Annotated in this window: 26 protein-coding genes; 9 read left to right on the forward strand and 17 right to left on the reverse strand. The window is 53.9% G+C overall.

Translation table 11 applies throughout. From position 1 onward, the window contains the following. Positions 1 to 142: 142 nt before the first annotated feature. Positions 143 to 892, reverse strand: coding sequence for a thiol:disulfide interchange protein DsbG (dsbG, locus tag AOY23_RS12020; RefSeq protein WP_054179861.1), 750 nt, complete (start codon positions 890 to 892; stop codon positions 143 to 145). A gap of 167 nt (positions 893 to 1,059) precedes the next feature. Between dsbG and ahpC the strand changes: the two genes are divergently transcribed. The 4 genes from ahpC to AOY23_RS12040 all read left to right on the forward strand — a co-directional run bounded on the left by ahpC (position 1,060) and on the right by AOY23_RS12040 (position 4,962). Further along, a complete protein-coding gene (gene ahpC / locus AOY23_RS12025) occupies positions 1,060 to 1,623 on the forward strand; it encodes an alkyl hydroperoxide reductase subunit C (RefSeq protein WP_054179862.1) in 564 nt (187 codons plus the stop codon). 150 nt (positions 1,624 to 1,773) lie between these two features. Next, entirely contained in the window at positions 1,774 to 3,339 is a 1,566-nt protein-coding gene (gene ahpF, locus AOY23_RS12030) for an alkyl hydroperoxide reductase subunit F (RefSeq protein ID WP_054179863.1), read from the forward strand. Positions 3,340 to 3,465: 126 nt separating this feature from the next. Then, positions 3,466 to 4,254, forward strand: a complete 789-nt coding sequence (locus tag AOY23_RS12035) for an AraC family transcriptional regulator (RefSeq protein ID WP_054179864.1) — start codon at positions 3,466 to 3,468, stop codon at positions 4,252 to 4,254. A gap of 87 nt (positions 4,255 to 4,341) precedes the next feature. Next, complete coding sequence (locus tag AOY23_RS12040; RefSeq protein ID WP_152958529.1) at positions 4,342 to 4,962, forward strand: LysE family translocator; 621 nt, start codon at positions 4,342 to 4,344, stop codon at positions 4,960 to 4,962. Positions 4,963 to 5,000: 38 nt separating this feature from the next. On the opposite strand, the gene uspG is transcribed toward AOY23_RS12040, so the two are convergent. Next, entirely contained in the window at positions 5,001 to 5,429 is a 429-nt protein-coding gene (gene uspG / locus AOY23_RS12045; RefSeq protein ID WP_054179865.1) for a universal stress protein UspG, read from the reverse strand. Positions 5,430 to 5,600: 171 nt separating this feature from the next. Then, entirely contained in the window at positions 5,601 to 6,011 is a 411-nt protein-coding gene (gene rnk, locus AOY23_RS12050; RefSeq protein WP_054179866.1) for a nucleoside diphosphate kinase regulator, read from the reverse strand. A gap of 245 nt (positions 6,012 to 6,256) precedes the next feature. On the opposite strand from rnk, the gene AOY23_RS12055 reads away from it, so the two are divergent. Then, positions 6,257 to 7,087 carry an alpha/beta fold hydrolase gene (locus tag AOY23_RS12055; RefSeq protein ID WP_054179867.1) on the forward strand — a complete coding sequence of 277 codons (831 nt, stop codon included), beginning with the start codon at positions 6,257 to 6,259 and terminating at the stop codon, positions 7,085 to 7,087. Between the two features lie 35 nt (positions 7,088 to 7,122). On the opposite strand, the gene rna is transcribed toward AOY23_RS12055, so the two are convergent. Next, positions 7,123 to 7,932 carry a ribonuclease I gene (rna, locus tag AOY23_RS12060; protein WP_054179868.1) on the reverse strand — a complete coding sequence of 270 codons (810 nt, stop codon included), beginning with the start codon at positions 7,930 to 7,932 and terminating at the stop codon, positions 7,123 to 7,125. 93 nt (positions 7,933 to 8,025) lie between these two features. Next, positions 8,026 to 9,402 carry an anaerobic C4-dicarboxylate transporter DcuC gene (gene dcuC, locus AOY23_RS12065; RefSeq protein WP_054179869.1) on the reverse strand — a complete coding sequence of 459 codons (1,377 nt, stop codon included), beginning with the start codon at positions 9,400 to 9,402 and terminating at the stop codon, positions 8,026 to 8,028. 346 nt (positions 9,403 to 9,748) lie between these two features. On the opposite strand from dcuC, the gene pagP reads away from it, so the two are divergent. Continuing rightward, positions 9,749 to 10,324, forward strand: a complete 576-nt coding sequence (gene pagP / locus AOY23_RS12070) for a lipid IV(A) palmitoyltransferase PagP (RefSeq protein ID WP_081005596.1) — start codon at positions 9,749 to 9,751, stop codon at positions 10,322 to 10,324. Between the two features lie 194 nt (positions 10,325 to 10,518). Then, on the forward strand, positions 10,519 to 10,728 hold the full coding sequence (gene cspE / locus AOY23_RS12075; protein ID WP_000034826.1) for a transcription antiterminator/RNA stability regulator CspE: 210 nt from the start codon (positions 10,519 to 10,521) through the stop codon (positions 10,726 to 10,728). Between the two features lie 57 nt (positions 10,729 to 10,785). On the opposite strand, the gene crcB is transcribed toward cspE, so the two are convergent. Continuing rightward, a complete protein-coding gene (gene crcB / locus AOY23_RS12080) occupies positions 10,786 to 11,160 on the reverse strand; it encodes a fluoride efflux transporter CrcB (protein ID WP_054179870.1) in 375 nt (124 codons plus the stop codon). Positions 11,161 to 11,249: 89 nt separating this feature from the next. On the opposite strand from crcB, the gene AOY23_RS12085 reads away from it, so the two are divergent. After that, on the forward strand, positions 11,250 to 12,038 hold the full coding sequence (locus tag AOY23_RS12085) for a deaminated glutathione amidase (RefSeq protein WP_054179871.1): 789 nt from the start codon (positions 11,250 to 11,252) through the stop codon (positions 12,036 to 12,038). Positions 12,039 to 12,163: 125 nt separating this feature from the next. Further along, entirely contained in the window at positions 12,164 to 12,367 is a 204-nt protein-coding gene (gene tatE / locus AOY23_RS12090) for a twin-arginine translocase subunit TatE (RefSeq protein ID WP_054179872.1), read from the forward strand. 88 nt (positions 12,368 to 12,455) lie between these two features. On the opposite strand, the gene lipA is transcribed toward tatE, so the two are convergent. From lipA to AOY23_RS12145, 11 genes are all read right to left on the reverse strand, one after another. Beyond that, complete coding sequence (lipA, locus tag AOY23_RS12095; RefSeq protein ID WP_054179873.1) at positions 12,456 to 13,421, reverse strand: lipoyl synthase; 966 nt, start codon at positions 13,419 to 13,421, stop codon at positions 12,456 to 12,458. A 209-nt stretch (positions 13,422 to 13,630) separates the two neighbouring features. After that, positions 13,631 to 14,587, reverse strand: coding sequence for a YbeF family transcriptional regulator (locus AOY23_RS12100; protein ID WP_054179874.1), 957 nt, complete (start codon positions 14,585 to 14,587; stop codon positions 13,631 to 13,633). A 297-nt stretch (positions 14,588 to 14,884) separates the two neighbouring features. After that, on the reverse strand, positions 14,885 to 15,526 hold the full coding sequence (gene lipB, locus AOY23_RS12105) for a lipoyl(octanoyl) transferase LipB (RefSeq protein ID WP_054179875.1): 642 nt from the start codon (positions 15,524 to 15,526) through the stop codon (positions 14,885 to 14,887). A 91-nt stretch (positions 15,527 to 15,617) separates the two neighbouring features. After that, entirely contained in the window at positions 15,618 to 15,881 is a 264-nt protein-coding gene (gene ybeD, locus AOY23_RS12110; protein WP_038159486.1) for a DUF493 family protein YbeD, read from the reverse strand. A 120-nt stretch (positions 15,882 to 16,001) separates the two neighbouring features. Beyond that, positions 16,002 to 17,201, reverse strand: a complete 1,200-nt coding sequence (gene dacA, locus AOY23_RS12115; protein WP_054179876.1) for a D-alanyl-D-alanine carboxypeptidase DacA — start codon at positions 17,199 to 17,201, stop codon at positions 16,002 to 16,004. 143 nt (positions 17,202 to 17,344) lie between these two features. Then, complete coding sequence (gene rlpA, locus AOY23_RS12120) at positions 17,345 to 18,463, reverse strand: endolytic peptidoglycan transglycosylase RlpA (protein WP_054179877.1); 1,119 nt, start codon at positions 18,461 to 18,463, stop codon at positions 17,345 to 17,347. Positions 18,464 to 18,473: 10 nt separating this feature from the next. Continuing rightward, positions 18,474 to 19,586: a peptidoglycan glycosyltransferase MrdB gene (mrdB, locus tag AOY23_RS12125; RefSeq protein WP_054179878.1), complete on the reverse strand. Its 1,113-nt coding sequence runs from the start codon at positions 19,584 to 19,586 to the stop codon at positions 18,474 to 18,476. 2 nt (positions 19,587 to 19,588) lie between these two features. Next, positions 19,589 to 21,490: a peptidoglycan DD-transpeptidase MrdA gene (mrdA, locus tag AOY23_RS12130; protein WP_054179879.1), complete on the reverse strand. Its 1,902-nt coding sequence runs from the start codon at positions 21,488 to 21,490 to the stop codon at positions 19,589 to 19,591. A 27-nt stretch (positions 21,491 to 21,517) separates the two neighbouring features. After that, positions 21,518 to 21,985: a 23S rRNA (pseudouridine(1915)-N(3))-methyltransferase RlmH gene (gene rlmH, locus AOY23_RS12135; protein WP_038159501.1), complete on the reverse strand. Its 468-nt coding sequence runs from the start codon at positions 21,983 to 21,985 to the stop codon at positions 21,518 to 21,520. Positions 21,986 to 21,988: 3 nt separating this feature from the next. After that, positions 21,989 to 22,306, reverse strand: a complete 318-nt coding sequence (gene rsfS, locus AOY23_RS12140) for a ribosome silencing factor (protein ID WP_049848093.1) — start codon at positions 22,304 to 22,306, stop codon at positions 21,989 to 21,991. Positions 22,307 to 22,561: 255 nt separating this feature from the next. Next, positions 22,562 to 23,176: an adenosylcobalamin/alpha-ribazole phosphatase gene (locus tag AOY23_RS12145; protein ID WP_054179880.1), complete on the reverse strand. Its 615-nt coding sequence runs from the start codon at positions 23,174 to 23,176 to the stop codon at positions 22,562 to 22,564. Between the last annotated feature and the right edge of the window lie 2 nt (positions 23,177 to 23,178).

The raw sequence follows: 23,178 nt of genomic DNA on the forward strand, positions 1-23,178 counted from the left end.
CCTGGTGAGTTGTATTTAATCGTTGAGTTGGCAATAGAGATTAATAAATCAGTATATTCGATAAATGAAAATTTGCTAAGGAACATTTGTAGCCGTTTTCACAGGCAAGGAATATTGCCTGTGAAAACTATCGCCTTGTTCTTTAGGGCCTTTCGCCCAGCATGGCTTTTAGCTGTGCGTTGTCGGGCAGCCCGACAATCTGCTGAAGTTCATTCTCGCTATTCATGTAATAAATAGCGGGCGTGGCGTTAGCCCCGAGATCGTCCATCAGCTTCTGGTTTTCGTTCAGCACTTTCATCTGTGCAGGCGGGATGGATTTCGGTACGTCCAGCGTCAGCTTGCCCGCGGATTGTTCGTAATCATGCCAGGTTTTGGCCGGATCGCGGGCGCTGAGAATGGCGGCAGCGGTGGCAGGGCTTTCCGGTTTAATCACACCGACCATCAGCGTGCGGAGCTGAATTTTTCCGGATTCGACCCACGGACGCGCCTGGTTCCAGAATTGTTTACAGTACGGGCAGAAGGGATCGGCGAAGACGTAAATCACCGTCGGGGCTGTTTTTTTGCCATCGAGGATCCAGCTGGCTTTTTCCATGCGCTGCCACATGTCGCGGCCAACAGGCGCATAAATTTCTTTCTGGATGATCTGCTCGCTCAGGTTTGCGCCTTTATCGTCGTACATATAGCCCGAGATGGCATGTTTACCGTCCGGCGTGACGTAGATAGTCACTCCCATATCCTGATATTTGCCTAGATACCCTTTCATGCCGCCCGGCGCATCAAACGGTTTGACGATCGTAATGCCCTGTTTTTCGATGGCTCTTACTGCTTCCGGCAGTTCCTGAGCGGATACGAACCAGGGGATCATGCCGATAAGAAGGGTGCGTTTAATCATGACAATCCTTATAAATCAATGGGTCACATACTTCATGGTGGTGTCTGGTCAGCCAGGCCGTGGCGTGTTGTTAGCTAATACTTATTGATTTGATAAAGGAAACGCATTAGCCGGACCAGGAAAAGTTCGTTACCTTACCAGTCAACGAAAACACGGAGGAAGTATAGATGTCCTTAATTAATACCAAAATCAAACCTTTCAAAAACCAGGCGTTCAAAAACGGTGAATTCATCGAAGTTACCGAGAAAGATACCGAAGGCCGCTGGAGCGTCTTCTTCTTCTACCCGGCTGACTTTACTTTCGTCTGCCCGACCGAACTGGGCGACGTGGCAGATCACTACGACGAGCTGCAGAAACTGGGCGTAGACGTTTACTCTGTGTCTACCGACACCCACTTCACCCACAAAGCATGGCACAGCAGCTCTGACACCATTGCCAAAATCAAATACGCGATGATCGGCGACCCGACTGGCGCCCTGACCCGTAACTTTGACAACATGCGTGAAGATGAAGGCCTGGCCGATCGTGCAACCTTCGTTGTTGACCCGCAGGGTATCATTCAGGCTATCGAAGTGACCGCTGAAGGTATCGGCCGCGATGCGTCTGACCTGCTGCGTAAAGTGAAAGCCGCTCAGTACGTTGCCTCTCACCCAGGCGAAGTTTGCCCGGCGAAATGGAAAGAAGGCGATGCGACTCTGGCGCCGTCCTTAGACCTCGTTGGTAAAATCTAAGTCTGACAGGGCCTGCAGCAGGCCTCAGAAGATTGCTTTCGTCATGGGCGCAGCCGCGCCCATTTCATTCCAGCACCATGATGCAAGTCGCCTTCAGGCTGTCGCAACGCGATCGGCTTGCATGATGGCGTTTTTAGAGAGGGAATAATGATGCTCGACACCAATATGAAAACCCAGCTCAGGGCTTATCTTGAGAAACTGACAAAACCTGTTGAGCTGATTGCCACGCTGGACGACAGCGGAAAATCGGCCGAAATCAAAGAACTGCTGGCTGAGATTGCTGAACTGTCGCCACAGGTGACCTTCAAAGAAGATAACAGTCTGCCGGTGCGCAAACCGTCGTTCCTGATAACCAACCCGGGTTCCACGCAGGGGCCGCGTTTCGCAGGCTCGCCGCTCGGCCATGAATTTACTTCACTGGTGCTGGCGCTGCTGTGGACCGGTGGACACCCGTCGAAAGAAGCGCAGACGCTGCTGGAGCAGATCCGCGATATTGACGGTGATTTCGAATTTGAAACCTATTACTCACTCTCCTGCCATAACTGCCCGGACGTGGTTCAGGCGCTGAACCTGATGTCAGTGCTGAACCCGCGCATTAAGCACACAGCGATTGATGGCGGTACGTTCCAGAATGAAATTACCGACCGCAACGTGATGGGCGTTCCGGCGGTGTTCGTGAACGGTAAAGAGTTTGGTCAGGGGCGCATGACGCTCGCCGAAATTGTCGCCAAAGTGGATACCGGTGCGGAAAAACGCGCGGCGGAAGAGCTGAACAAACGTGACGCCTACGATGTGCTGATTGTCGGCTCCGGCCCGGCGGGTGCCGCCGCGGCGGTCTATTCCGCACGTAAAGGGATCCGTACCGGCCTGATGGGTGAACGCTTCGGCGGCCAGGTGCTGGATACCGTCGATATCGAAAACTACATTTCTGTGCCGAAAACCGAAGGTCAGAAACTGGCAGGCGCACTGAAGGCCCACGTCTCTGATTATGAAGTGGATGTGATCGACAGCCAGAGCGCCAGCAAGCTGGTACCGGCGGCGCAGGAAGGTGGTTTGCATCAGATTGAAACGGCGTCTGGCGCTGTTCTGAAAGCGCGCAGCATCATCATTGCGACCGGTGCTAAATGGCGCAACATGAACGTGCCGGGTGAAGATCAGTATCGTACCAAAGGCGTCACCTACTGCCCGCACTGCGACGGCCCGCTGTTTAAAGGCAAGCGCGTGGCAGTCATCGGCGGCGGTAACTCCGGCGTGGAAGCGGCGATTGATCTGGCGGGTATCGTTGAGCATGTCACGCTGCTCGAATTCGCCCCGGAAATGAAAGCCGACCAGGTGTTGCAGGATAAAGTCCGCAGCCTGAAAAATGTCGATATCATCCTCAACGCGCAGACCACGGAAGTGAAGGGCGATGGCAGTAAAGTGACGGGGCTTGAGTATCGCGACCGCGTCAGCGGTGACACGCACCAGGTCGCGCTGTCCGGGATTTTTGTCCAGATTGGCTTGCTGCCGAACACCACCTGGCTGGAAGGCGCTATCGAACGCAACCGCATGGGCGAAATCATCATTGATGCAAAATGCGAAACCAGCGTGAAGGGCATCTTCGCGGCGGGCGACTGCACCACGGTACCGTATAAGCAGATCATCATCGCGACCGGCGAAGGCGCAAAAGCCTCTCTGAGTTCGTTCGATTATCTGATTCGCACTAAAACCGCATAAAAAAAGTAAGACGACACCTGCAATGCAGCCCGGCGGCGAAAGCTTCCGGGCTTTTTCGTTTTTAGTGACATCCGGCCCGGGTTTTTGCTACACCTAAGGTTTCAGGTCAATGCGCGCGGGACGTTTATGAAAGCAGCCATCCACCAGGTCAGGCAGTATCGCCAGCCATTGCCGGGCGTGGAAGCCGTCTCGCTGCTGACAGCGCATAGCTTTCCGCGCCACTCGCATGATCAGTTCGGCATCGGCGTGTTTGTCGAAGGGGCGCAACGCTCACAGAGTTGTATCGGTAGTGTGGAGGCGTCGGCGGGAAATATCATCATGGTGAATCCCGGCGAGATCCATGACGGCGTGCCGCTAGCCGGGCCGCGTGGCTGGCACATGCTTTATCTCGAACCAGAGGTGGTGGCAGAAGAGCTTCACGGGCAGGTTGAGATGAAACCGATAGCCACAGATGCAGCACTTAGCGGACACATGCAGCGGCTCTTTTTGATGCTGAACAGCCCGGTGCCCGACCCCGCCGCCATCGAAGAAGCCGTCATGCTGTGCCTGATGCGGGTGACGAAACAGCATTTGCTTTCGACCACGCCGCGCCACGCTTTTTCTCCCTCTATTGCGCTCGCCAGAGAATATCTTGATGACTCGCCCGCCGAGCCTGTGACGCTCGCCGCCCTGGCCGGGTTATGCGGCATGAGCCGTTTTCAGTTGATAAGAGGGTTTTCCCGCGAAACTGGAACCACACCGCATGCATGGCTCCTTCAGTCACGTGTGCGGCTGGCGAAACGGCTTTTACAGCAGGGTGAGCGACCCGTCGATGCTGCGCTGCTGGCCGGTTTTGCCGATCAGAGTCACCTGACCCGCGCGTTTCAGCGGCAGTTTGGTGTTACACCGGGCCAGTACGTGCTTTCGCTGGCGTAAAACGTGCTCTGCAATTTTGTTCAAGACAGTGCGGCGGGCTGTCAGGAATAGTCGGCGTTATTCCTCATTTCAGTGAGACATAACGCCATGCAAATCAGCACCGAATTTCTGATAACGTCATTTATCGTCGTGGTATCGCCCGGTACCGGTACCCTTTATACCGTCGCTACCGGATTATCACAGGGGATAAAAAAGAGTCTTTTTGCCGCCATTGGCTGCACACTCGGTATCATTCCCCACATGATTGCCGCGATTACGGGTCTGGCGGCAATTTTTCATACCAGTCAACTGGCGTTTGAGGGCATTAAGTTTCTCGGCGTGATCTGGCTGTTGTATATGGCGTGGAATACGCTCAAAGAGACAGGATCGATGCAGCTCAACCCGCAAGGAAAGGGGAAATCGCCGATCGAAATTATTATTCACGCGATACTGATTAACCTGCTGAATCCCAAGCTGCCGCTCTTTTTCCTCGCCTTTCTGCCGCAGTTTATTCGCGCCGACGCCGCTTCACCGGTCACTGAACTGTTGATCCTCAGCGGTATTTTTATGCTGATGACGTTGTGCCTGTTTGCGCTGTATGGCGTGTTTTCCGCTTTCGCGCGCGGGCAGGTGTTGTCAAAACCGGGGATCCTTAAAGCGCTGCGCATCGGTTTTGCGACGGGGTTTGTCGGGTTGGGGATCAGACTGCTGCTTACCCGGCAGCAATAGAATACAGAGAGGCTACCTGTCGGTAGCCTCTGAAGCGGTTAGCGAACCACCAGCACCGGGATATGGGCGTGACGAATAACGCTTGACGCGTTCGAGCCGAGCAGGTGGGTCGTGATGGAGGGATTGCGGGAGCCGATCACCACCACGTCGGCATCCAGATCTTCGGCAAGCTCGTTCACGACGTCGCGAACAGTACCGATGCGAACATGCATTTTTATCCGGGAGGGGTCGATGCTGAAATGCCCGATCATCGTCTGCAGGCGGGTTTCCGCTTCATGTTGCAGATGCTCTTCAAAACGGCGCAAATCTGCGGCAAAGCGGCTCATCGTAAAACTGGCGGAACCCGGCAGGACATGAAGCAAATGAATAACGCCATCCTGTTGCGCCATAAACTCCGCATGGCGGATAGCCTTGTCACTTAGCTCCATTTCAAAGACATCAACCGGCATAATGATTGTTTTGTACATATGCGTAGCTCCTTGTCCTTATGAGATACATATATTGAAACATATCCGGCGACCGTTTTGTGTCATTCAAGTCGCAAATTTGTCAGGAGGCGGGGTGGTATGGCGTAAAGTTTTGTCGGCGGGAGAAACGGAAAGAGGATGTTTCAACATCCTCTGTAAAAAGCAGCAGAATTAGCGGTGGAAATCCCCGGCGGCTTCAGGCTGGTAGAGCAGCTCCAGCACTTCGAGGTGGGTTGTCGTGCCGCCTGGCAGTTGCCAGTGAATGGTGTTGCCCACGCGTAAGCCCAGCAGCGCAGCACCCACCGGTGCCATGACGGAAAGCTGGGTATTGCTGTCAGTCACTTGCGACGGGAAGACCAGGGTTCGCACACGTTCTTCACCGGAGGCTAAATCACGGAAGCGTACCTGACTGTTCATGCTGACGACGTCATGAGGCATCTCTTCAGGCGCACACATCTTTGCACGATCCAGTTCGGCGTTCAGTGCTTCAGCCACGGGTGAGCTGGCAAAAGCCGGTTGTTCAAGCAGGCGGTCGATGCGTTCAGCATCAAGCTCATTAATAATGATGGCGGGTCTGGTCATTATTTACTCCATGTCTTTCCAGGTACCTGTATCCAAAAGAAAACCCTCACCGTCAGCGGCAAGGGTTGTCCTCTCGCCATCATACTGAGAGTTGACGCCAGTTTGAAGTGATAAAGAGCACAATAAAGAATGTTTATCCGGGTGCTCATATGAATTTTATGCGAAATCCGTCACCTTTCTGGATTCTGGCTTATCCTTTTCAGGCGGTGTCGCGTGGGGTGACACCCTCCGTTTCAGGAGTTCTTATGAGCAACTTCGACAAACTTACTCTTAACGATGGCAGCTATCTGTACTTTAAAGACTGGGGCAGCGGGCAACCGGTCGTGTTCAGCCATGGCTGGCCACTGACAGCGGATGCGTTTGAAGATCAAATGTTATTTCTGGCCTCGAAGGGATATCGTGTGATTGCTCACGACCGCCGCGGCCATGGTCGTTCGGCGCAGCCCTGGGACGGGCATAATATGGATCAGTATGGCGACGATCTGGCGCAACTGACCGCACATCTGAATCTGAAAGACGCCGTGCATGTCGGTCATTCTACCGGTGGCGGCGAAGTGGCGCGCTATATTGGTCGCCACGGCACGGAACGGGTGGCGAAAGCGGTGTTGATCGGGGCGGTGACACCAATCATGATCAAAACGGATTTCAACCCGAACGGCGTACCGAAAGAGGTTTTCGACGGCATTCGCGACGGGGTGATTAATGATCGCGGCGCTTTTTTCTATGAGCTGACGCAGGCGTTCTATGGTTATAACCGTGATGGTGCGAAAGCGTCCGAAGCCGTACGTCAGGGGTTTGTCGCCCAGGGATTACAGGGCTCGATTAAAGCGCTTTATGACTGTATCAAAGCATTTTCGGAAACCGATCTGCGTGAAGATCTGCGTCGAATGACGATCCCGACGCTGGTGATCCACGGTGATGACGATCAGATTGTTCCCTTTGAAACCTGCGGCAAAGTGGCGGCGGAAATGCTGCCCGATGCAGAGCTGAAGGTTTACAAAGGGGGCTCTCACGGGATCTGTACCACCCATAAGCAGCAGATTAACGAGGATTTGCTGGCGTTTCTTCAGCGCTGACGATGTTGCCCGACGCACACGGCGCCGGGCAATGCTTAATAACCGGCTTTATCGATGACAAATTGCTTGCCACAGTTACCGGGGTGCGGTTGCCGCAGCAACGCGTCACTGCTCAGCGGAGCGTTGATGGCTGAGGCTTTGATAGCGATTTGCACTTCTGTGAGCCAGGCGGGGTTGCCGTCGCAGGTTAATTTAAATGCGCTGACACCTTCTTTGCCCCAGCTTTTCGCCACTGCGGCATTAAAATCGCTGCGGCTGACGGTTTTGCCATAGTTGTTGGCAAGAAACTGACCCACCGCACTCTGCCGGATTTCCTCGTTCAGTCGTACCATCGTGCCGAAATAGGCATCGGGGTCAAAGCCAAAACAGACGCCGTGTTTGGCATATTCGTAACGTTCAAGACAGGAGTTCCCGCCCGCGCCCGGCATCACGTTGTTGAGCTGATTAGCCATCTCCAGCGACAGACCCGTTTCTGCTGCCGCGCATTTTCGGTTGGCGCGGGCTTCCGGCATGTTGGGGATCGGACGCGTCGCGCAGCCAAAACGCATCCAGCGACGCTCGTCGACGCCGCGTGACGCAATCGATTTGGGGAGACCGGGCCACAATCCGTGAACGGTGAGATGACGGGTTTTATCCTTTTGCTCGCGCTGCAACTGGCACTCGGCGGGGATATCGCGATTCATGTCATGCTGACTCTGGCAAAAGCCGGTTTGCCAGGAGAGCGCCAGAACATAGCGATCAAAATCAGCGTAGCGGGTGGCAGTCAACGGGGTGGCAATGGCGCTGGTCGCAGAGACAACCGTCGCGACGGCCGCGATGCAGGCAGCAATATCCTTCCTGAACATTTATATTCCTGATGATTTGGCGTTGATTGATTTCTGTGAATAATTAAAGCATAAAAAAGGCGCCCGCAGGCGCCTTTTCATCACTGTCACGCCTTACAGGATTCTGGCAGAAGGTACCAGAACTTCCGTTGCGATAATCACCACGATCAGGCCAACCAGCACCGGAACCGAGGTGCGCTTCACCACTTCAAACGGTGAAATTTTTGCCATACCGGCAACAGCAACTACCACGCCGGACACCGGCGAAATGGTGCGACCGAGGTTTGACGCCTGCAGCATCGGAATCGACAGATAGGCCGGGTTGATACCGGACGACTGTGCCAGTTTCGGGATCATCTCGACAAAGGCGTAGAACGGCGCATTACCGGAACCGGTGGTGACGGCCGCCAGCATGGTCAGAATGACCAGCACCAGCATCAGAATGATACTTGCCGAACCAAACGAGGTGGCGATGGCGATCAGGCTGTCGATAAAACCGATCGTGCTCAGACCTTGTGCGAATACGCCCGCCGCGACCAACAGCATGACCACGTTGGCGAACGCATCCGCCATGCCGCGGTAAGCCACGTCCAGACCGGCAAATACGCTTTTCATATTGAAGCTGCGGATAAATTCCAGCACCGCCGCCAGCAACATGCAGATCACCAGCAGGGTGATGATATGCAGTTCCGGGCCCCATTTGCCGTCAAAGATCAGCACGCCAATGATAGGTGTGAACGGCAGAATGGCGTAGAACGCCGGGGCAGTGGTGGTGATTTCGTTCACATCCAGCATTTCATGCGTGGCGTTCTCTTTTTTATCCAGATAGCGCTGCCAGAAAAAGTGCGCGATTGCCATGCAAATAATCGCCGCAATGGAGATTGGCAGCGTGGTTTTGAAGGCAAAATCAATTAACGGCATTTCTGCCGCCTGGGCCGCCAGTACCACGTCGCCTGACGTTGGGGCGAGAATAATCGCCGCCGGAGAGGCGCAGATAGCTGCCGCCGCGCCGCGACTGATGCCGACGTTGACCATCACCGGGAACAGCGTCGCCATTAACAGCACGCCGAGGCCGGTTGCGGAAGAGACCGCCAGCGACATCAGACAGGCAACGAAGTAAGCTGCGATCATCAGCAGGTAAGGGGAGTTGATGTAACGAAGCGGTTTCGAGGCCAGCTTAACCACGATGTCATTGGCGCCGATATGGGTCATATAAGCGGCAAAACCACACAGCATCATGATCATCATGCCGAGATCGCCGCCGCGGCTCATCAGCAGGATTTTAACGTATTCGACGATGTCAGTGGCAGAGTAACCGGTGCTCGTGTTACTTGACGGTAAAATCTTATGCCCCATTAAGGCACTGACGATCAGCAATAACAAACCGCCAACAAATAATACCCCCGTGGCGGAATACCCTTTGATGATATAACGGGCAACACCCGCCACCACCAAAACTCCTATAAGGAGTTCAATCATTATCATTAACATTATTATCACCGTTCCCAAAGAATGTTCTGCAAGAGAAGTCGCTCAAGAAATGAAGAGATGCAATCTGCCGAAAAATCGGACAAAACTTGCTGACGAAAATCAAGAAAGTGGAAGATTTGCCGGGTGCTATGTGAATTAAAAATCTTGCGTCACAAATTTTCGCCACCAGGACTTTTTTCGTCACAGACAGGGTAATGAAGCGGTGAACGCGAGGTGTTAAAAAATGGAATCAGCACGTTATCCGATTTTTCGCGGAAATTGAGATAAAATCCGATGTTGTTAAGGAACTATTAATATTATCTTCGTTAAGGTAACCGGCTCAGTAAATGGACGTGGTAATAATAACGTGGTGAGTATTAAACGATTCTTTTTATTCTTTCTGGTGCTGTCAGGTTCTGTGCTGTTTTCCGCAGTTGCGCAAGCCTCGTTTACAGCAACAGTGCGCGACGGCTATAACACCCTCAGCGATAACATTGCGCAAACGTGGAACGACCCGGAACATTATGAACTTTATGTTCCTGCGATCACCTGGCATGCCCGCTTTGCCTACGATAAAGAAAAGACGGACCGGTATAACGAGCGCCCCTGGGGGGCGGGTTTTGGTCAGTCCCGCTGGGATGACAAAGGTAACTGGCACGGCCTGTACCTGATGGCGTTCAAAGACTCCTATAACAAATGGGAACCGATTGGCGGCTACGGCTGGGAAAAAACCTGGCGACCGCTGAGTGATGATAATTTCCACCTCGGTCTGGGCTATACCATCGGCGTCACCGCACGCGATAACTGGCACTACATTCCTGTGCCCTTAGTTCTCCCGTTAGCTTCCGTGGGCTATGGCCCGGCGACGTTCCAGATGACCTATATTCCTGGAACCTATAATAACGGCAACGTGTACTTTGCCTGGGTGCGCTTTCAGTTTTAAATTTTGCATACGGATATGCAGAAACGTCATAAGTCATTTCTGACGTTGCAAAACAAGGAGTAATGTCTGCTCAAGTGAAAAGATAGAGACTTTTATCACTTTTTAGCAAACTTACGCTGGACAAAAGCCATCACAATTGTTGTACTGGTACGCGACACAGCATTTGTGTCTATTTTCATGTAAAGGTAATATTGATGTCTAAGATTAAAGGTAACGTTAAGTGGTTTAATGAGTCCAAAGGATTCGGTTTCATTACTCCTGAAGATGGTAGCAAAGACGTGTTCGTACACTTCTCTGCAATCCAGACCAACGGCTTCAAAACTCTGGCTGAAGGTCAGCGTGTAGAGTTCGAAATCACTAACGGTGCCAAAGGTCCTTCTGCTGCAAACGTAACTGCTCTGTAAGCATTACGATAGCTAAATTCCAAAACCCGCTCCCTGAGCGGGTTTTTTTGTGCCTGCTTACCGGCTGGAGAAGAGCCAGAACGCTGCCGCCGTCATCGCGAAAGAGCCCAGCAGGTTCACGGCAACGTTAAGCATCGCCCAGCCAAAACGTCCGTCCTGTAGCAGGAAAACCACCTCCGCAGAAAAGGTGGAGAAGGTCGTTAACCCCCCGCAAAACCCGGTGGTAATAAGCAACTTCCACATCGGATCAATCCCCGTCGCCCGGTTAAACCACGCGAGCCCGGCACCAATGATAAACGCCCCGAGCAGGTTAGCTGTCAGCGTTCCGACCGGTACCGCATGGTGCAGAGGATTTAAACGCATCCCCAACAGCCAGCGCATCACACTTCCCGTCCCACCACCAATAAAAACTGCTAAAAGGATTTGTAACACTGCGATTTCCTGCTATCAAAATAGAAAGGGTTAAGTTTACCGTCAGAGTTCCGTCTCTGGCTACGGGGTAACACAATGAGAATCAGAACATGATAGTCGCAGCGGGACAATTTATCGTCACTCCTGACTGGCAGCGAAATGCCGAAAGCTGTGTGGCGTTAATGCAGGAGGCGGCGCAACATCACGCCTCATTACTGGTTTTACCGGAAGCGCTACTGGCCAGGGCAGATGACGACCCTGACTTATCGGTAAAATCCGCACAAACGCTGGAAGGCGGATTTCTCGCTGTGCTGCTAGCCGAGAGCCGCCGCAACGCCATGACCACGGTGCTGACAATCCATGTCCCGTCATCTGCCGGGCGCGCGATTAATACGCTGGTGGCGCTGCGTGCAGGCGAGGTGATTGCTCACTATGAGAAACTCCATCTCTATGATGCGTTCAGTATTCAGGAATCGCGGCTGGTTGATGCCGGTCATCAGCTCCCGCCGCTGATAGAGGTGGATGGCCTGCGGGTCGGGCTGATGACCTGTTATGATTTGCGTTTCCCTGAACTGGCGCTCACCCTCGCATTACAAGGGGCTGAACTGCTGGCGCTACCGGCCGCGTGGGTGCGCGGGCCACTGAAAGAACATCACTGGTCGACGTTGATTGCGGCCCGGGCGCTGGATACCACCTGTTATGTAGTGGCATCGGGCGAATGCGGGAACCGAAATATCGGTCTGAGCCGGATTGTTGACCCGCTGGGTGTGACGCTCGCGGGGGCATCCGATCAGCGGCAGGTCATTTTCGCGGAGGTTAATCGCGAGCATGTGTTGCAGGTGCGGGGTAAACTGCCGGTGCTTAAGAACCGCCGTTTTGCGCCACCGCAACTATTGTGATGTTATTTTAAACAGCGCTTGATTCACCTTGTTACAGATTGCTATTGTGTGCGGGCGTCAAATGGCCGTTAATAGGTTATGGGTTAATGGCGCGTTATGCAGCCTGTTTATTGAAGAAGGTATCTATGGGTGAGATTAGTATTACCAAACTGCTGGTTGTGGCAGCACTGATTATCCTGGTGTTTGGTACTAAAAAGTTACGTACGCTGGGCGGAGACCTGGGTTCTGCCATTAAAGGCTTCAAGAAAGCCATGAATGACGATGAAACCACGGCGAAACAGAGCACAGAGGAAGCGGCTCCGGCGGATAAGATCGCTCATAAAGAGTAACCACAAGCCTGACTGAGCGGCTCGCAGAAACAAAAAACCGGCAGATTTGCCGGTTTTTTTATGGGATCTGTAAGCAGATGTGACGATATTACTTCACTTCTTCGCCTTTCGCCTGCAGATCGGCATGGTAAGACGAACGAACAAACGGGCCGCAGGCCGCATGGGTAAAGCCCATCGCCAGCGCTTCCGCTTTCATTTCATCAAACTCGTCCGGGCTGACGTAGCGCTGTACCGGCAGGTGATGACGGCTCGGCTGCAGGTACTGGCCCAGCGTCAGCATGGTGACGCCATGGCGACGCAGATCGCGCATCACTTCGATGATTTCTGCATTGGTTTCACCCAGACCGACCATCAGACCCGATTTCGTCGGGATCTCCGGATGCGCTTCTTTAAAGCGTTCCAGCAGTTTCAGCGACCAGTTGTAATCCGCACCCGGGCGAACCTGACGATACAGGCGCGGTACGTTTTCCAGATTGTGGTTGAAGACGTCAGGCGGGGTTTCGGTGAGGATTTCCAGCGCGCGATCCATACGGCCACGGAAATCCGGAACCAGCGTCTCGATTTTAATCGACGGGTTTTTTTCGCGAATGGCCGTGATGCAGTCAGCGAAATGCTGCGCACCGCCATCACGTAAATCATCACGGTCAACCGAGGTCACCACTACATAACGCAGCGCCATGTCGGCGATGGTCTGTGCCAGTTTCTGCGGTTCGTTGGCGTCCGGCGCAACAGGGCGGCCGTGGGCCACATCGCAGAACGGGCAGCGGCGGGTGCAGATAGCCCCGAGGATCATAAAGGTGGCAGTACCGTGATTGAAACATTCAGCAAGGTTAGGGCAGGAGGCCTCTTCGCAGACGGAGTGCAGGCCGTTTTTGCGCATTGCTGCTTTGATACCCTGGATACGGGAAGAGTCCGCCGGAAGCTTAATTTTCATCCATTCCGGCTTGCGCAACAGAGCTTCTCGCTCAGTGACCACGTTTTTAACCGGGATAAGGGCCATTTTATCGGCATCGCGGTATTTAACACCGCGTTCCATCACAATGGGTTTACTCATAGCGTGCGTGTTCCAGTTGCGAGTAACAGAAGGAAAGCGTTTCAATTCAAGGGAATGTTGTATTTATCAACTATTTTTGAATTAATGACAGGCAGTATATCATTGAAACGGGTAATAAAGCAGCCTGACAGCGCGCCAAATTGTAAAATAATTGTTGATTAATGCTTTTTAGCCTGCGCGCCGCAGCCAGCGTTCCTGAGAATGAAGAATCACAAAAAAGCCTGGCGAATCACGTTGATGACATTTTGCAGTATCGGATCGCGCAGGCTCAGTTTGTTGTAATGCAATGAAAATTCAATCTGTTCTTCCTGTAGCGGGGCGTAGTGAATGGCTTTTAAATGCCAGCAATTTGCCGCTACGCTGAAAAACCGCCCTGGCATCAGGCCGAGCAAATCGCTGCTGCCGATGAGCGCCGCAGTGGTGAACAGATTGTAACTGCTGAAGTTGATTTGACGGTTGGGGAACAGGTCGTAGAGCCGCTTCTGCAGATGGGCAAGCGCGTGCCCTTCGGTCATCAGCATCGTATATTCCCAGCCGCCGAGCGCTTCTGCTGTGATCGGGCTTTTCAGCAGAGGGTGGTTGTTCCGGCAGGCCAGTACGATGTTGTCGCGAAACAGCACGTGATGGCTGAGCGTGCGGGTGGTATGGACATGGCTGTCAATAATCAAATCGGTCTGAAACTGGCCCAGCTGGCTGGGTGCGTCAACCACCGGAATATTGCGAATCAGCAACTGAGGAAAGTGCTGTTTCACCGCCTGGTAGATGCCTGGCATGATGACGGAGCCTATAGATGGCGGTGTGCCAATGGTGATGGTGCGCTGCTTGTCGTAGCAACCCGTCAGATCCAGCGCCCCCAGAATCGATTCCAGCCCCTGGCTGATGTACTCGTGGAGATGCGAGGCATAGGCTGTTGGCGTCACGCCCTGACCCTTGCGGATGAAAAGCGGGTCAGGAAATATGGTACGCAGTTTCTGGATCGACTGACTAATAGCCGAAGGAGTAAGATTCAGAATTTTCGCAGCGTTAACAATACCTTTATGGACATATACCGCCTCAAAAATAGTCAGTAAATTGAGGTCGATATTGCGTAATGTCCGGAAGATTTGTGGCATGCCATTTTCGCGATGCTGACTAATTGGGCTTTCCGGTAAATCGTTATATTCCACTCTCTTACTCCATATTCATTCACAATATGAATGATAGTTGAGGATCCCTGTTTTGTTATTTTCTTTTTTCAGGTGAAGCCATTAGTCAGCGTGCTATTTTTTCTTTTTTGTCAATGCATTATCTGTGTGAATGCATACACCTTTCTGGCGATAGCCAGACGGTAAAAAAAACAAAAATGTGCGTTAAATGAAATTTTTGCAGAAAGAAAAAATATAGAAACTCGGGCAGGAAGTAAAGAGATGGCGCGTTAAAGAGGGCATGGTCCGGTAAATTACCGGACCTTTCGGAATTATTTATTAAGCCAGAATATATTCATGAGGCGGATTGTTTAGCAAGGCTAACAAATTAGAAATCAGGACCGGGGCAATATTCTCTGTTGTAGCTTCAGGACGCCATTGTTGTAATTGCGTCATCTCCATTCCGGCATACCCGCACGGGTTGATACGTAAAAACGGCGATAAATCCATAGCAATATTCAGCGCCAGGCCGTGAAATGAACACCCTTTACGGATCCGCAGTCCCAGCGAACAAATTTTCTTTTCGCCAACGTAGACGCCAGGCGCGTCAGCGCGAGGATGTGCCTCGACACCATATTCCGCCAGCGTATGAACCACGGTTTGTTCCAGCAGCGTTACCAGCTCGCGCACGCCCAGTTTGCGACGTTTCAGGTTCAGCAAGACGTACATCACCTGCTGACCGGGCCCGTGGTAGGTCACCTGACCACCGCGATCACTCTGAATCACCGGGATATCGCCAGGCATCAACACGTGCTCGGCTTTACCCGCCTGGCCTTGCGTAAAGACCGGCAAGTGTTCCACCAGCCAGATTTCATCCAGTGTGGTCTCATCGCGATGATCGGTGAAATCGTGCATCGCCTGAGAGACGGGTTCATAAGGTTGCAGGCCGAGTTGGCGGATGAGAATTTTAGAATGATCCACTACAGCATCTCCGCAGAGAAGGAAAATCAGATGGCGGGGAGTATAACACAGCGGGGAGGGCGGTTACCCGGCGCACCGGGTAACAGAGGCATTACAGCACCATACGAACAATGTCGATATTGCCTAACTCTTCGTACAGCGCTTCGACCTGCTCAATATGCGTCGCCGTGATGGTGATGGAGACCGAGTGGTAATTGCCTTTGCTGCTGGGTTTTACCTGCGGGGAGTAATCCCCTGGCGCATGGCGCTGCACCACTTCCACCACCTGATCAACCAGCTCAGGCAACGCCTGCCCCATCACTTTGTAAGTAAATGGCGTAGGGAATTCAAGCAGTTCGTTAAGTTTGGTTTTCATGTCAGCTCCGGGTGGTATAAAAAACGACTCCCTGCTTTCGCGCACTGCGCAAAAACAGGGAGTAGTGGTATTGATAGCTAGTATATGGGGACGTAAATCACACTTTCAAGTGTGCAATTATTAGCCAAACCAGTGATGGAACATTAACTTAATGTAATCAATGATTTTGCCGAAGAAGTTTCCTTCCGGGATTTCCTGCAGTACCACCAGCGGGCGCTGATCGATGGTTTTACCATCCAGCTGGAAGTTGATGGTGCCTACCACCTGATTTTTTTGCAGCGGCGCGTGCAGCTCAGCGGTATTCAGCACATAGCTGGCTTTGAGATCTTTCATACGGCCACGCGGGATCGTCAGATACAAGTCTTTGTCTACGCCAAGGGAGGCGCGATCGCTGTCGCCAAACCAGGCAGGCTCGGAGGCGAACTCTTTACCGGCTTTCAGCGGGCTGACGGTTTCAAAGAAACGGAAGCCCCAGGTCAGCAGTTTCTTGCTCTCGGTTTCACGGCCTTTAAAGGTATGACCGCCCATCACTGCGGAGATCAGACGCATCTGGCCTTCCGTCGCGGAAGCGACCAGGTTAAAGCCCGCTTTGTCAGTGTGACCCGTTTTAATGCCGTCCACTTGCAGGCTGTTGTCCCACAGCAGGCCATTGCGGTTCATCTGACGAATACCGTTAAAGGTGAACTCTTTTTCTTTATAGATGGCGTATTCGTTCGGCACATCGCGGATCAGCGCCTGACCGATGGTCGCCATATCGCGCGCAGAGCTGTACTGCCCGTCAGCATCAAGACCGTGAACGGTCTGGAAATGGGTATTCTTCAGGCCCAGCGCGTTAACGTAGTTGTTCATTAGCCCGACGAACGCGTCCTGGCTGCCCGCCACGTAGTCCGCCATCGCCACGCAGGCATCGTTGCCGGATTGCAGGTTAATACCGCGCACCAGCTGTGATACCGGCACCTGCATGCCTGGCTTCAGGAACATCAGGGAGGAGCCTTTGAATACAGGGTTACCTGTCGCCCAGGCATCGGTACCGATGGTCACCAGGTCGCTGTCTTTGAATTTACCGGCTTTCATGGCCTGACCGATAACGTAGCTGGTCATCATTTTGGTGAGGCTGGCAGGGTCGCGGCGTGCGTCCGCATTCTGCTCGGCCAGCACTTTACCTGAGTTGTAATCGATCAGGATGTAGGATTCCGCGTCAATCTGCGGAACGCCCGGGATCATAGTTTTGATATTCAGGTCATCGGCGCGGGCAGCGGAAGAGAGGGCTGCGACGGAGAGCGCCGTAATGAGTAAACGAGCAGAAAAAGTGGTCTTCATGGTCTGAACAACGACATCCGTGATGGAGTTAAAAAAGTGCCTAACTATAACAAATACGCCAGGGGCAAACATCTGACATTACGCATGACTTTGTTAACGACATTTACACGCATTGACAATGAGATGCTTGCCTTCACTGGGGTTTAGTTGGCCCGCGTGATAAACGATTGCAACTGAGCTTCATTCTGCAGACGTTGCTGAAGCGTGGTGGCTTCCGCTTTGCTGCTGAATGGCCCGAGCTGTATACGCCAGACTGCGCCATTTTGTGTGACGCGGCCCGGTGCAGAAAACTGTTGGCTGAGACGCTGCTGGTACTGCTGTGCACGCGCCTGATCGCTCACGGCGCCCACCTGTACCACGAAATCGCCGGAGGCGGCGCTGGCAGCGGGTGCTGCTGCAGGCGCTACGCTACCCTGAACGGAGCCGGGCGCTGTCACGGGTGTATTCTGCGTGGCTGGTTCGGGTTGCACAGCAGGCGTTGCCGGTTCGCTACTCTCCAGCACGCCATTGTTCAGCGGCGTGGCAGCGCCTAAAAATCCGCCACCGCTGACCGGCGCGCCAGTAGCGTCTTCCGGTTTCAGCGTGCTGTTGCTGATGGCGCGGACGTCCGTATCGGGAGTTTGCATCTGCGGCGCGGAAGTCGCACTGCCCATACCACCGCTCAGATCAGGGCGTGAGGGAAGGGCATAAGTTTGTTTGGCAACCGTCGTACAGGCCATGCCCGGGCCGGACAGCGAACCATCCTGCGCCACGATAATCGGGTCGATCCGCACTTTGGTGTTGTTTGACGTATTCAGGCGATCGGCGGCAGCACGGGACAGCGAAATCACGCGATCATTGCCGTACGGGCCGCGATCGTTAATGCGCACCACCAGCATGCGGCCATTCGCCAGGTTAGTGATACGGGCATAGCTCGGGATCGGCAGCGTCGGATGCGCCGCCGTCAGTTGCATCGGATCAAACGCTTCACCGCTGGCGGTCAGATTACTGCCGGGTTCGGCATCATAAATGGCGGCAAAACCGGCCTGACTGAAGCGAGAGGGATCCTGGACGATTTTGTAGCTCTTGCCGTCGCGCTCATAGTCCTGATTCGCGGTGGCGTTCAGCGGTTCAAAGCGAGGGTCGGCGCCGCCGATTTCCACGACCGGGCCATTACACACGGCTGGTTGCGGCGTGGTGACGGTCTGCTGTTGACCATCATCGCTCGTACAACCCGCCAGCACACCTGCGGCGATGCAGACTCCAATCCAAAGCTTACGCATTGCGCACCCCTTACACGCTTTTCGACAACATTTTCCTGTGGGTATGGATCGACATTACGATACCAAACCCGGCCATGAGCACTATCAGGGCTGACCCCCCGTAGCTCACCAGCGGTAGCGGAACGCCAACCACCGGCAGGATACCACTCACCATACCAATATTTACGAAGACATAAACGAATAAAATCAACATCAAGCCACCGGCCATTACGCGGCCAAAGGTGGTTTGCGCCTGCGCGGCGACCCACAGCCCGCGCATGATAAGCAGGACATACAGCGCCAGCAGGATCAGAATGCCAATCAGCCCCAGCTCTTCCGCCAGGACGGCGAAAATAAAGTCGGTGTGGCGTTCCGGCAAAAATTCCAGCTGCGACTGCGTTCCGTGCAGCCAGCCTTTGCCGCGCAGACCGCCAGAGCCGATAGCGATTTTCGACTGAATAATATGATAGCCCGCGCCGAGCGGATCGGTTTCCGGATCGAGCAGCATCATCACGCGCTGACGCTGGTAATCATGCATCAGGAAGAACCACAGTATCGGGATGAACGCCGCGATCAACACCACCGCGATGGCAATCAGCCGCCAGCTCAGCCCGGACAGGAACAGGACAAACAGGCCGGAGAGGGCGATAAGAATTGACGTTCCGAGGTCTGGCTGCGCCGCCACCAGCAGCGTCGGCAGGAAAATCAGCACCAGCGCGATACCGGTATTTTTCAGCGACGGCGGGCAGACATCGCGGTTGATAAAGCGCGCCACCATCAGCGGCACCGCGATTTTGGCTATTTCCGACGGCTGGAAGCGGACAACGCCCAGATCCAGCCAGCGCTGCGCGCCTTTCGAGATCGCGCCAAACGCGTCCACGGCGACCAGCAGAATAATACAGACGATATACAGCCATGGCGCCCAGCCCTCGTACACGCGCGGCGGAATTTGCGCCATCACCACCATGATCACCAGACCCATGGCTATCTGGCCGATTTTACGCTCGGTCATGCCGATATCCTGGCCGCTGGCGCTCCAGATCACCAGCGCGCTGTAGACAAGCAGCGCCAGCAGGATCAGCAGCATTGCCGGATCGAGATGGATTTTATCCCAGAACGATTTTTTGTTCGGATTATCCGTCATGATTATTGGTCCTCCGCTGCCGATACTGCCGGATTTTCCGCAGGCAGAACCGTGTTGTTATCGCCAAGCATGATGTGATCGAGGATCTGACGCATAATTGTCCCGACCGCCGGACCCGCGCCGCCGTTCTCCAGAATCATCGCCACAGTGACCTGGGGATTATCGTATGGCGCAAAGGCGGTCATCAGTTTGTGGTCACGCAGTCGTTCAGCAATCTTGTGTGCGTTATAGGTTTCGTTCGCTTTCAGGCCAAAGACCTGCGCCGTACCGGATTTTGCCGCCACTTTGTAGGGCGCGCCAGCAAAGTATTTATGCGCCGTTCCGTTCCCGCGGTTGGCCACGCCGAACATACCGTCTTTGGCTATCTCCCAGAAGCCGGAATGGATGTCGCCCACCGGGGTTTCCTGCGGCTGTGACCACGGAACTTTCTTGCCTTCTTCCACGGTACTCATCAACAGATGTGGCACTTTCACCACGCCATCGTTGATAAGGATCATCAGCGCCTTGTTCATTTGTATGGGTGTGGCGGTCCAGTATCCCTGGCCGATCCCGACCGGGATGGTGTCACCCTGATACCACGGCTTCTTAAAGCGTTTCTGTTTCCATTCACGGGTTGGCATGTTCCCGGAACGCTCTTCGGAGAGATCGATACCGGTGTAATGGCCGTAGCCAAACTTGCTCATCCATTGCGAGAGGCGGTCAATACCCATGTCGTATGCCACCTGATAGAAGAACGTATCCGCTGATTCTTCTAACGATTTAGTGACGTTCAGATGACCGTGGCCCCATTTTTTCCAGTCGCGGTAACGTTTTTCCGAGCCCGGCAACTGCCACCAGCCCGGGTCGAACAGGCTGGTATTGCGGGTGATCACGCCTGCGCTCAGCGCCGAAACGGCAACAAACGGTTTCACGGTGGATGCCGGAGGATAGACCCCCTGCGTCGCGCGGTTGACCAGCGGCGTATTCGGGTCATTCAGCAGGCCGGAATAATCCTTGCTGGAGATACCGTCAACGAACAGGTTCGGGTCGTAGCTGGGCATGGAAACCAGCGCCAGAATCCCGCCGGTACGCGGATCAGTGACGACGACAGCGGCACGGCTGCCCGCCAGCAGGGTTTCAATGTATTGCTGTAGTTTAAGATCGAGCGTCAGATAGATATCATGCCCGGCCTGCGGCGGCACTTCTTTGAGCTGACGGATAACGCGCCCGCGGTTGTTGACTTCAACCTCTTCGTAGCCGGTCTGGCCGTGCAACACGTCTTCGTAATAGCGTTCGATGCCCAGTTTGCCGATGTCATGCGTCGCCGCGTAGTTCGCCAGCTTGCCGTCTTTATCCAGACGTTCGACGTCTTTATCGTTAATTTTCGAGACGTAGCCGATCACGTGGGTCAGCGCGGAGCCGTATGGGTAAAAGCGGCGTTTGTAGCCTTTTACTTCCACGCCCGGGAAGCGGTACTGATTGACCGCAAAACGCGCCACCTGAACTTCCGTCAGGTTGGTTTTCACCGGAATCGAGGTAAAGCGGTGCGAACGTGCGCGCTCTTTTTTGAACGTGGCGATGTCATCGTCGCTCAGTTCTACGACGCTGCGCAACGCATCAAGGGTTTCCTGCACGTTATCGACTTTTTCCGGCATCATCTCCAGCTGGTAGATGGTGCGGTTGAGCGCCAGCGGCGTGCCGTTGCGATCGTAAATAATGCCGCGGCTCGGGGCGATGGGAACCAGTTTGATGCGGTTTTCGTTCGAACGGGTCTGGTAATCAGTGAAACGGACAATCTGCAGATTGTAGAGGTTAGCAATCAGCACGCCAGTAAGCAGCAAAATCCCCGTAAAGGCGACCAGCGCCCTGCGCACAAACAGCGCGGACTCAGCCGTATAGTCGCGAAAAGAATTCTGTAGTTTCATCCGCTGCTTAATCTACCCTGGTCATCATTACTCGCGGTGGTAAGGGTGGTTGGTGGTAATGCTCCACGCCCGGTAAAGGCTTTCCGCGACCAGTACCCGAACCAGCGGGTGCGGCAACGTCAGGGCGGAGAGAGACCAACTTTGCTCAGCCGCGGCTTTACAGGCGGGGGACAGCCCCTCAGGGCCGCCAATCAGCAGACTAACGTCGCGGCCATCCTGCTTCCAGCGCTCCAGTTCCAGCGCCAGCTGCGGCGTATCCCAGGGTTTGCCTGGAATATCGAGGGTGACGATGCGGTTTTTGCCTGCGGCGGCCAGCATCAGTTCGCCCTCTTTATCAAGAATGCGTTTGATATCTGCGTTCTTGCCGCGCTTACCGGCGGGGATCTCCACCAGTTCAAACGGCATATCTTTGGGAAAACGGCGCAGATATTCAGTAAATCCAGTCTGTACCCAGTCCGGCATTTTGGTGCCAACAGCCACCAGTTGCAGCTTCACGCATTAACCCCAGAGTTTTTCCAGTTCATACAGGCGACGGCTCTCTTCCTGCATCACATGGACAATCACATCGCCTAAATCGACAACAATCCAGTCGGCGGCGTTTTCGCCTTCCACACCGAGCGGCAGCATACCGGCAGCGCGGGATTCCTGGACAACATGATCGGCAATAGACATCACATGGCGAGTGGAGGTGCCGGTGCAGATAATCATACAGTCTGTGATGCTGGATTTGCCGTGAACGTCTAAGGCGATGATGTCCTGACCTTTCAGGTCATCAATTTTGTCGATTACAAAATCCTGGAGTGCTTTACCCTGCAAGTGTTCCCCCTGGGTGCGTGAAAATGAATAACGATAAACAGCCAGATAGTATACCCGAACTGAAGGTGATGTCGGGACAAATGTCACCAGACAGGTTTAAGGCGCGCTATCATCCCATTCATCGTCGGGGAATGCATCGCCATTTTTGTAAAACAATTTCTGTAAACCTGTCGGGAAGCGCTGTCTGGCTGCGGAGAATAACAGCCTGTCCGGGCGTGTCAATGGTCTGGGGGCGGCTGAAGAAAGAAAATAGAGTTATCCCGATGCTTTCTCGTAAATTGCACGACTATTAAGCACCTGAAGCGAGATAAAATCATCCTTTAAGTCAAACACACTCCAGGCTCCCTGGTCGATGGGAAAATGCCACATCGCGGCGGCGGGAAGCCCGAGGAGCAGGGCCGTCATCAGGCTTAATACACCCTGATGGCTGACGACCAGAACGTGCTGGTGATGATGGTGTTCGCGAAGCAGCGCCAGGCATTCCTGCACGCGACGAGAAAAAGCCTGAAATCCTTCGCCATTGGTCGGTATGGCATGCTGCCAGTCGGCGCACCACGCGGCGTAATTTTCGCTGTCTTCGATGGTCAGATCGCGATGGTGGCGCATTTCCCAGTCGCCGAAAAACATTTCATTCAGTAGCGGCGTGGTGATCGTCGGAACGTCGCGCCCGGCCAGTACCAGCCTGGCGGTGTGCTGCGCACGTTCCAGTTCGCTGCACAGCAACTGGTCAAAGGGCACATGCCGGAGAAGCGTGGCGAGGGTTTCTGCCTGCCGGACTCCGCGTGGTGTCAGCGAGGTGGGGGCATGGCCGCTGTACACGCCTGCGACGTTAGCCTCCGTTTCACCGTGTCGAACCAGCCACAGTTTCATCG

It is taken from the genome of Trabulsiella odontotermitis, from assembly GCF_001297775.1.
Lineage (GTDB): Bacteria > Pseudomonadota > Gammaproteobacteria > Enterobacterales > Enterobacteriaceae > Trabulsiella > Trabulsiella odontotermitis.

Bases quoted from the DNA above. Each gene is read 5' to 3' on its own strand.
- dsbG (WP_054179861.1), bottom strand. From the start codon at position 892: ATGATTAAACGCACCCTTCTTATCGGCATGATCCCCTGGTTCGTATCC.
- ahpC (WP_054179862.1), top strand. From the start codon at position 1,060: ATGTCCTTAATTAATACCAAAATCAAACCTTTCAAAAACCAGGCGTTC.
- ahpF (WP_054179863.1), top strand. From the start codon at position 1,774: ATGCTCGACACCAATATGAAAACCCAGCTCAGGGCTTATCTTGAGAAA.
- AOY23_RS12035 (WP_054179864.1), top strand. From the start codon at position 3,466: ATGAAAGCAGCCATCCACCAGGTCAGGCAGTATCGCCAGCCATTGCCG.
- AOY23_RS12040 (WP_152958529.1), top strand. From the start codon at position 4,342: ATGCAAATCAGCACCGAATTTCTGATAACGTCATTTATCGTCGTGGTA.
- uspG (WP_054179865.1), bottom strand. From the start codon at position 5,429: ATGTACAAAACAATCATTATGCCGGTTGATGTCTTTGAAATGGAGCTA.
- rnk (WP_054179866.1), bottom strand. From the start codon at position 6,011: ATGACCAGACCCGCCATCATTATTAATGAGCTTGATGCTGAACGCATC.
- AOY23_RS12055 (WP_054179867.1), top strand. From the start codon at position 6,257: ATGAGCAACTTCGACAAACTTACTCTTAACGATGGCAGCTATCTGTAC.
- rna (WP_054179868.1), bottom strand. From the start codon at position 7,932: ATGTTCAGGAAGGATATTGCTGCCTGCATCGCGGCCGTCGCGACGGTT.
- dcuC (WP_054179869.1), bottom strand. From the start codon at position 9,402: ATGTTAATGATAATGATTGAACTCCTTATAGGAGTTTTGGTGGTGGCG.
- cspE (WP_000034826.1), top strand. From the start codon at position 10,519: ATGTCTAAGATTAAAGGTAACGTTAAGTGGTTTAATGAGTCCAAAGGA.
- AOY23_RS12085 (WP_054179871.1), top strand. From the start codon at position 11,250: ATGATAGTCGCAGCGGGACAATTTATCGTCACTCCTGACTGGCAGCGA.
- tatE (WP_054179872.1), top strand. From the start codon at position 12,164: ATGGGTGAGATTAGTATTACCAAACTGCTGGTTGTGGCAGCACTGATT.
- lipA (WP_054179873.1), bottom strand. From the start codon at position 13,421: ATGAGTAAACCCATTGTGATGGAACGCGGTGTTAAATACCGCGATGCC.
- ybeD (WP_038159486.1), bottom strand. From the start codon at position 15,881: ATGAAAACCAAACTTAACGAACTGCTTGAATTCCCTACGCCATTTACT.
- dacA (WP_054179876.1), bottom strand. From the start codon at position 17,201: ATGAAGACCACTTTTTCTGCTCGTTTACTCATTACGGCGCTCTCCGTC.
- rlpA (WP_054179877.1), bottom strand. From the start codon at position 18,463: ATGCGTAAGCTTTGGATTGGAGTCTGCATCGCCGCAGGTGTGCTGGCG.
- mrdB (WP_054179878.1), bottom strand. From the start codon at position 19,586: ATGACGGATAATCCGAACAAAAAATCGTTCTGGGATAAAATCCATCTC.
- mrdA (WP_054179879.1), bottom strand. From the start codon at position 21,490: ATGAAACTACAGAATTCTTTTCGCGACTATACGGCTGAGTCCGCGCTG.
- AOY23_RS12145 (WP_054179880.1), bottom strand. From the start codon at position 23,176: ATGAAACTGTGGCTGGTTCGACACGGTGAAACGGAGGCTAACGTCGCA.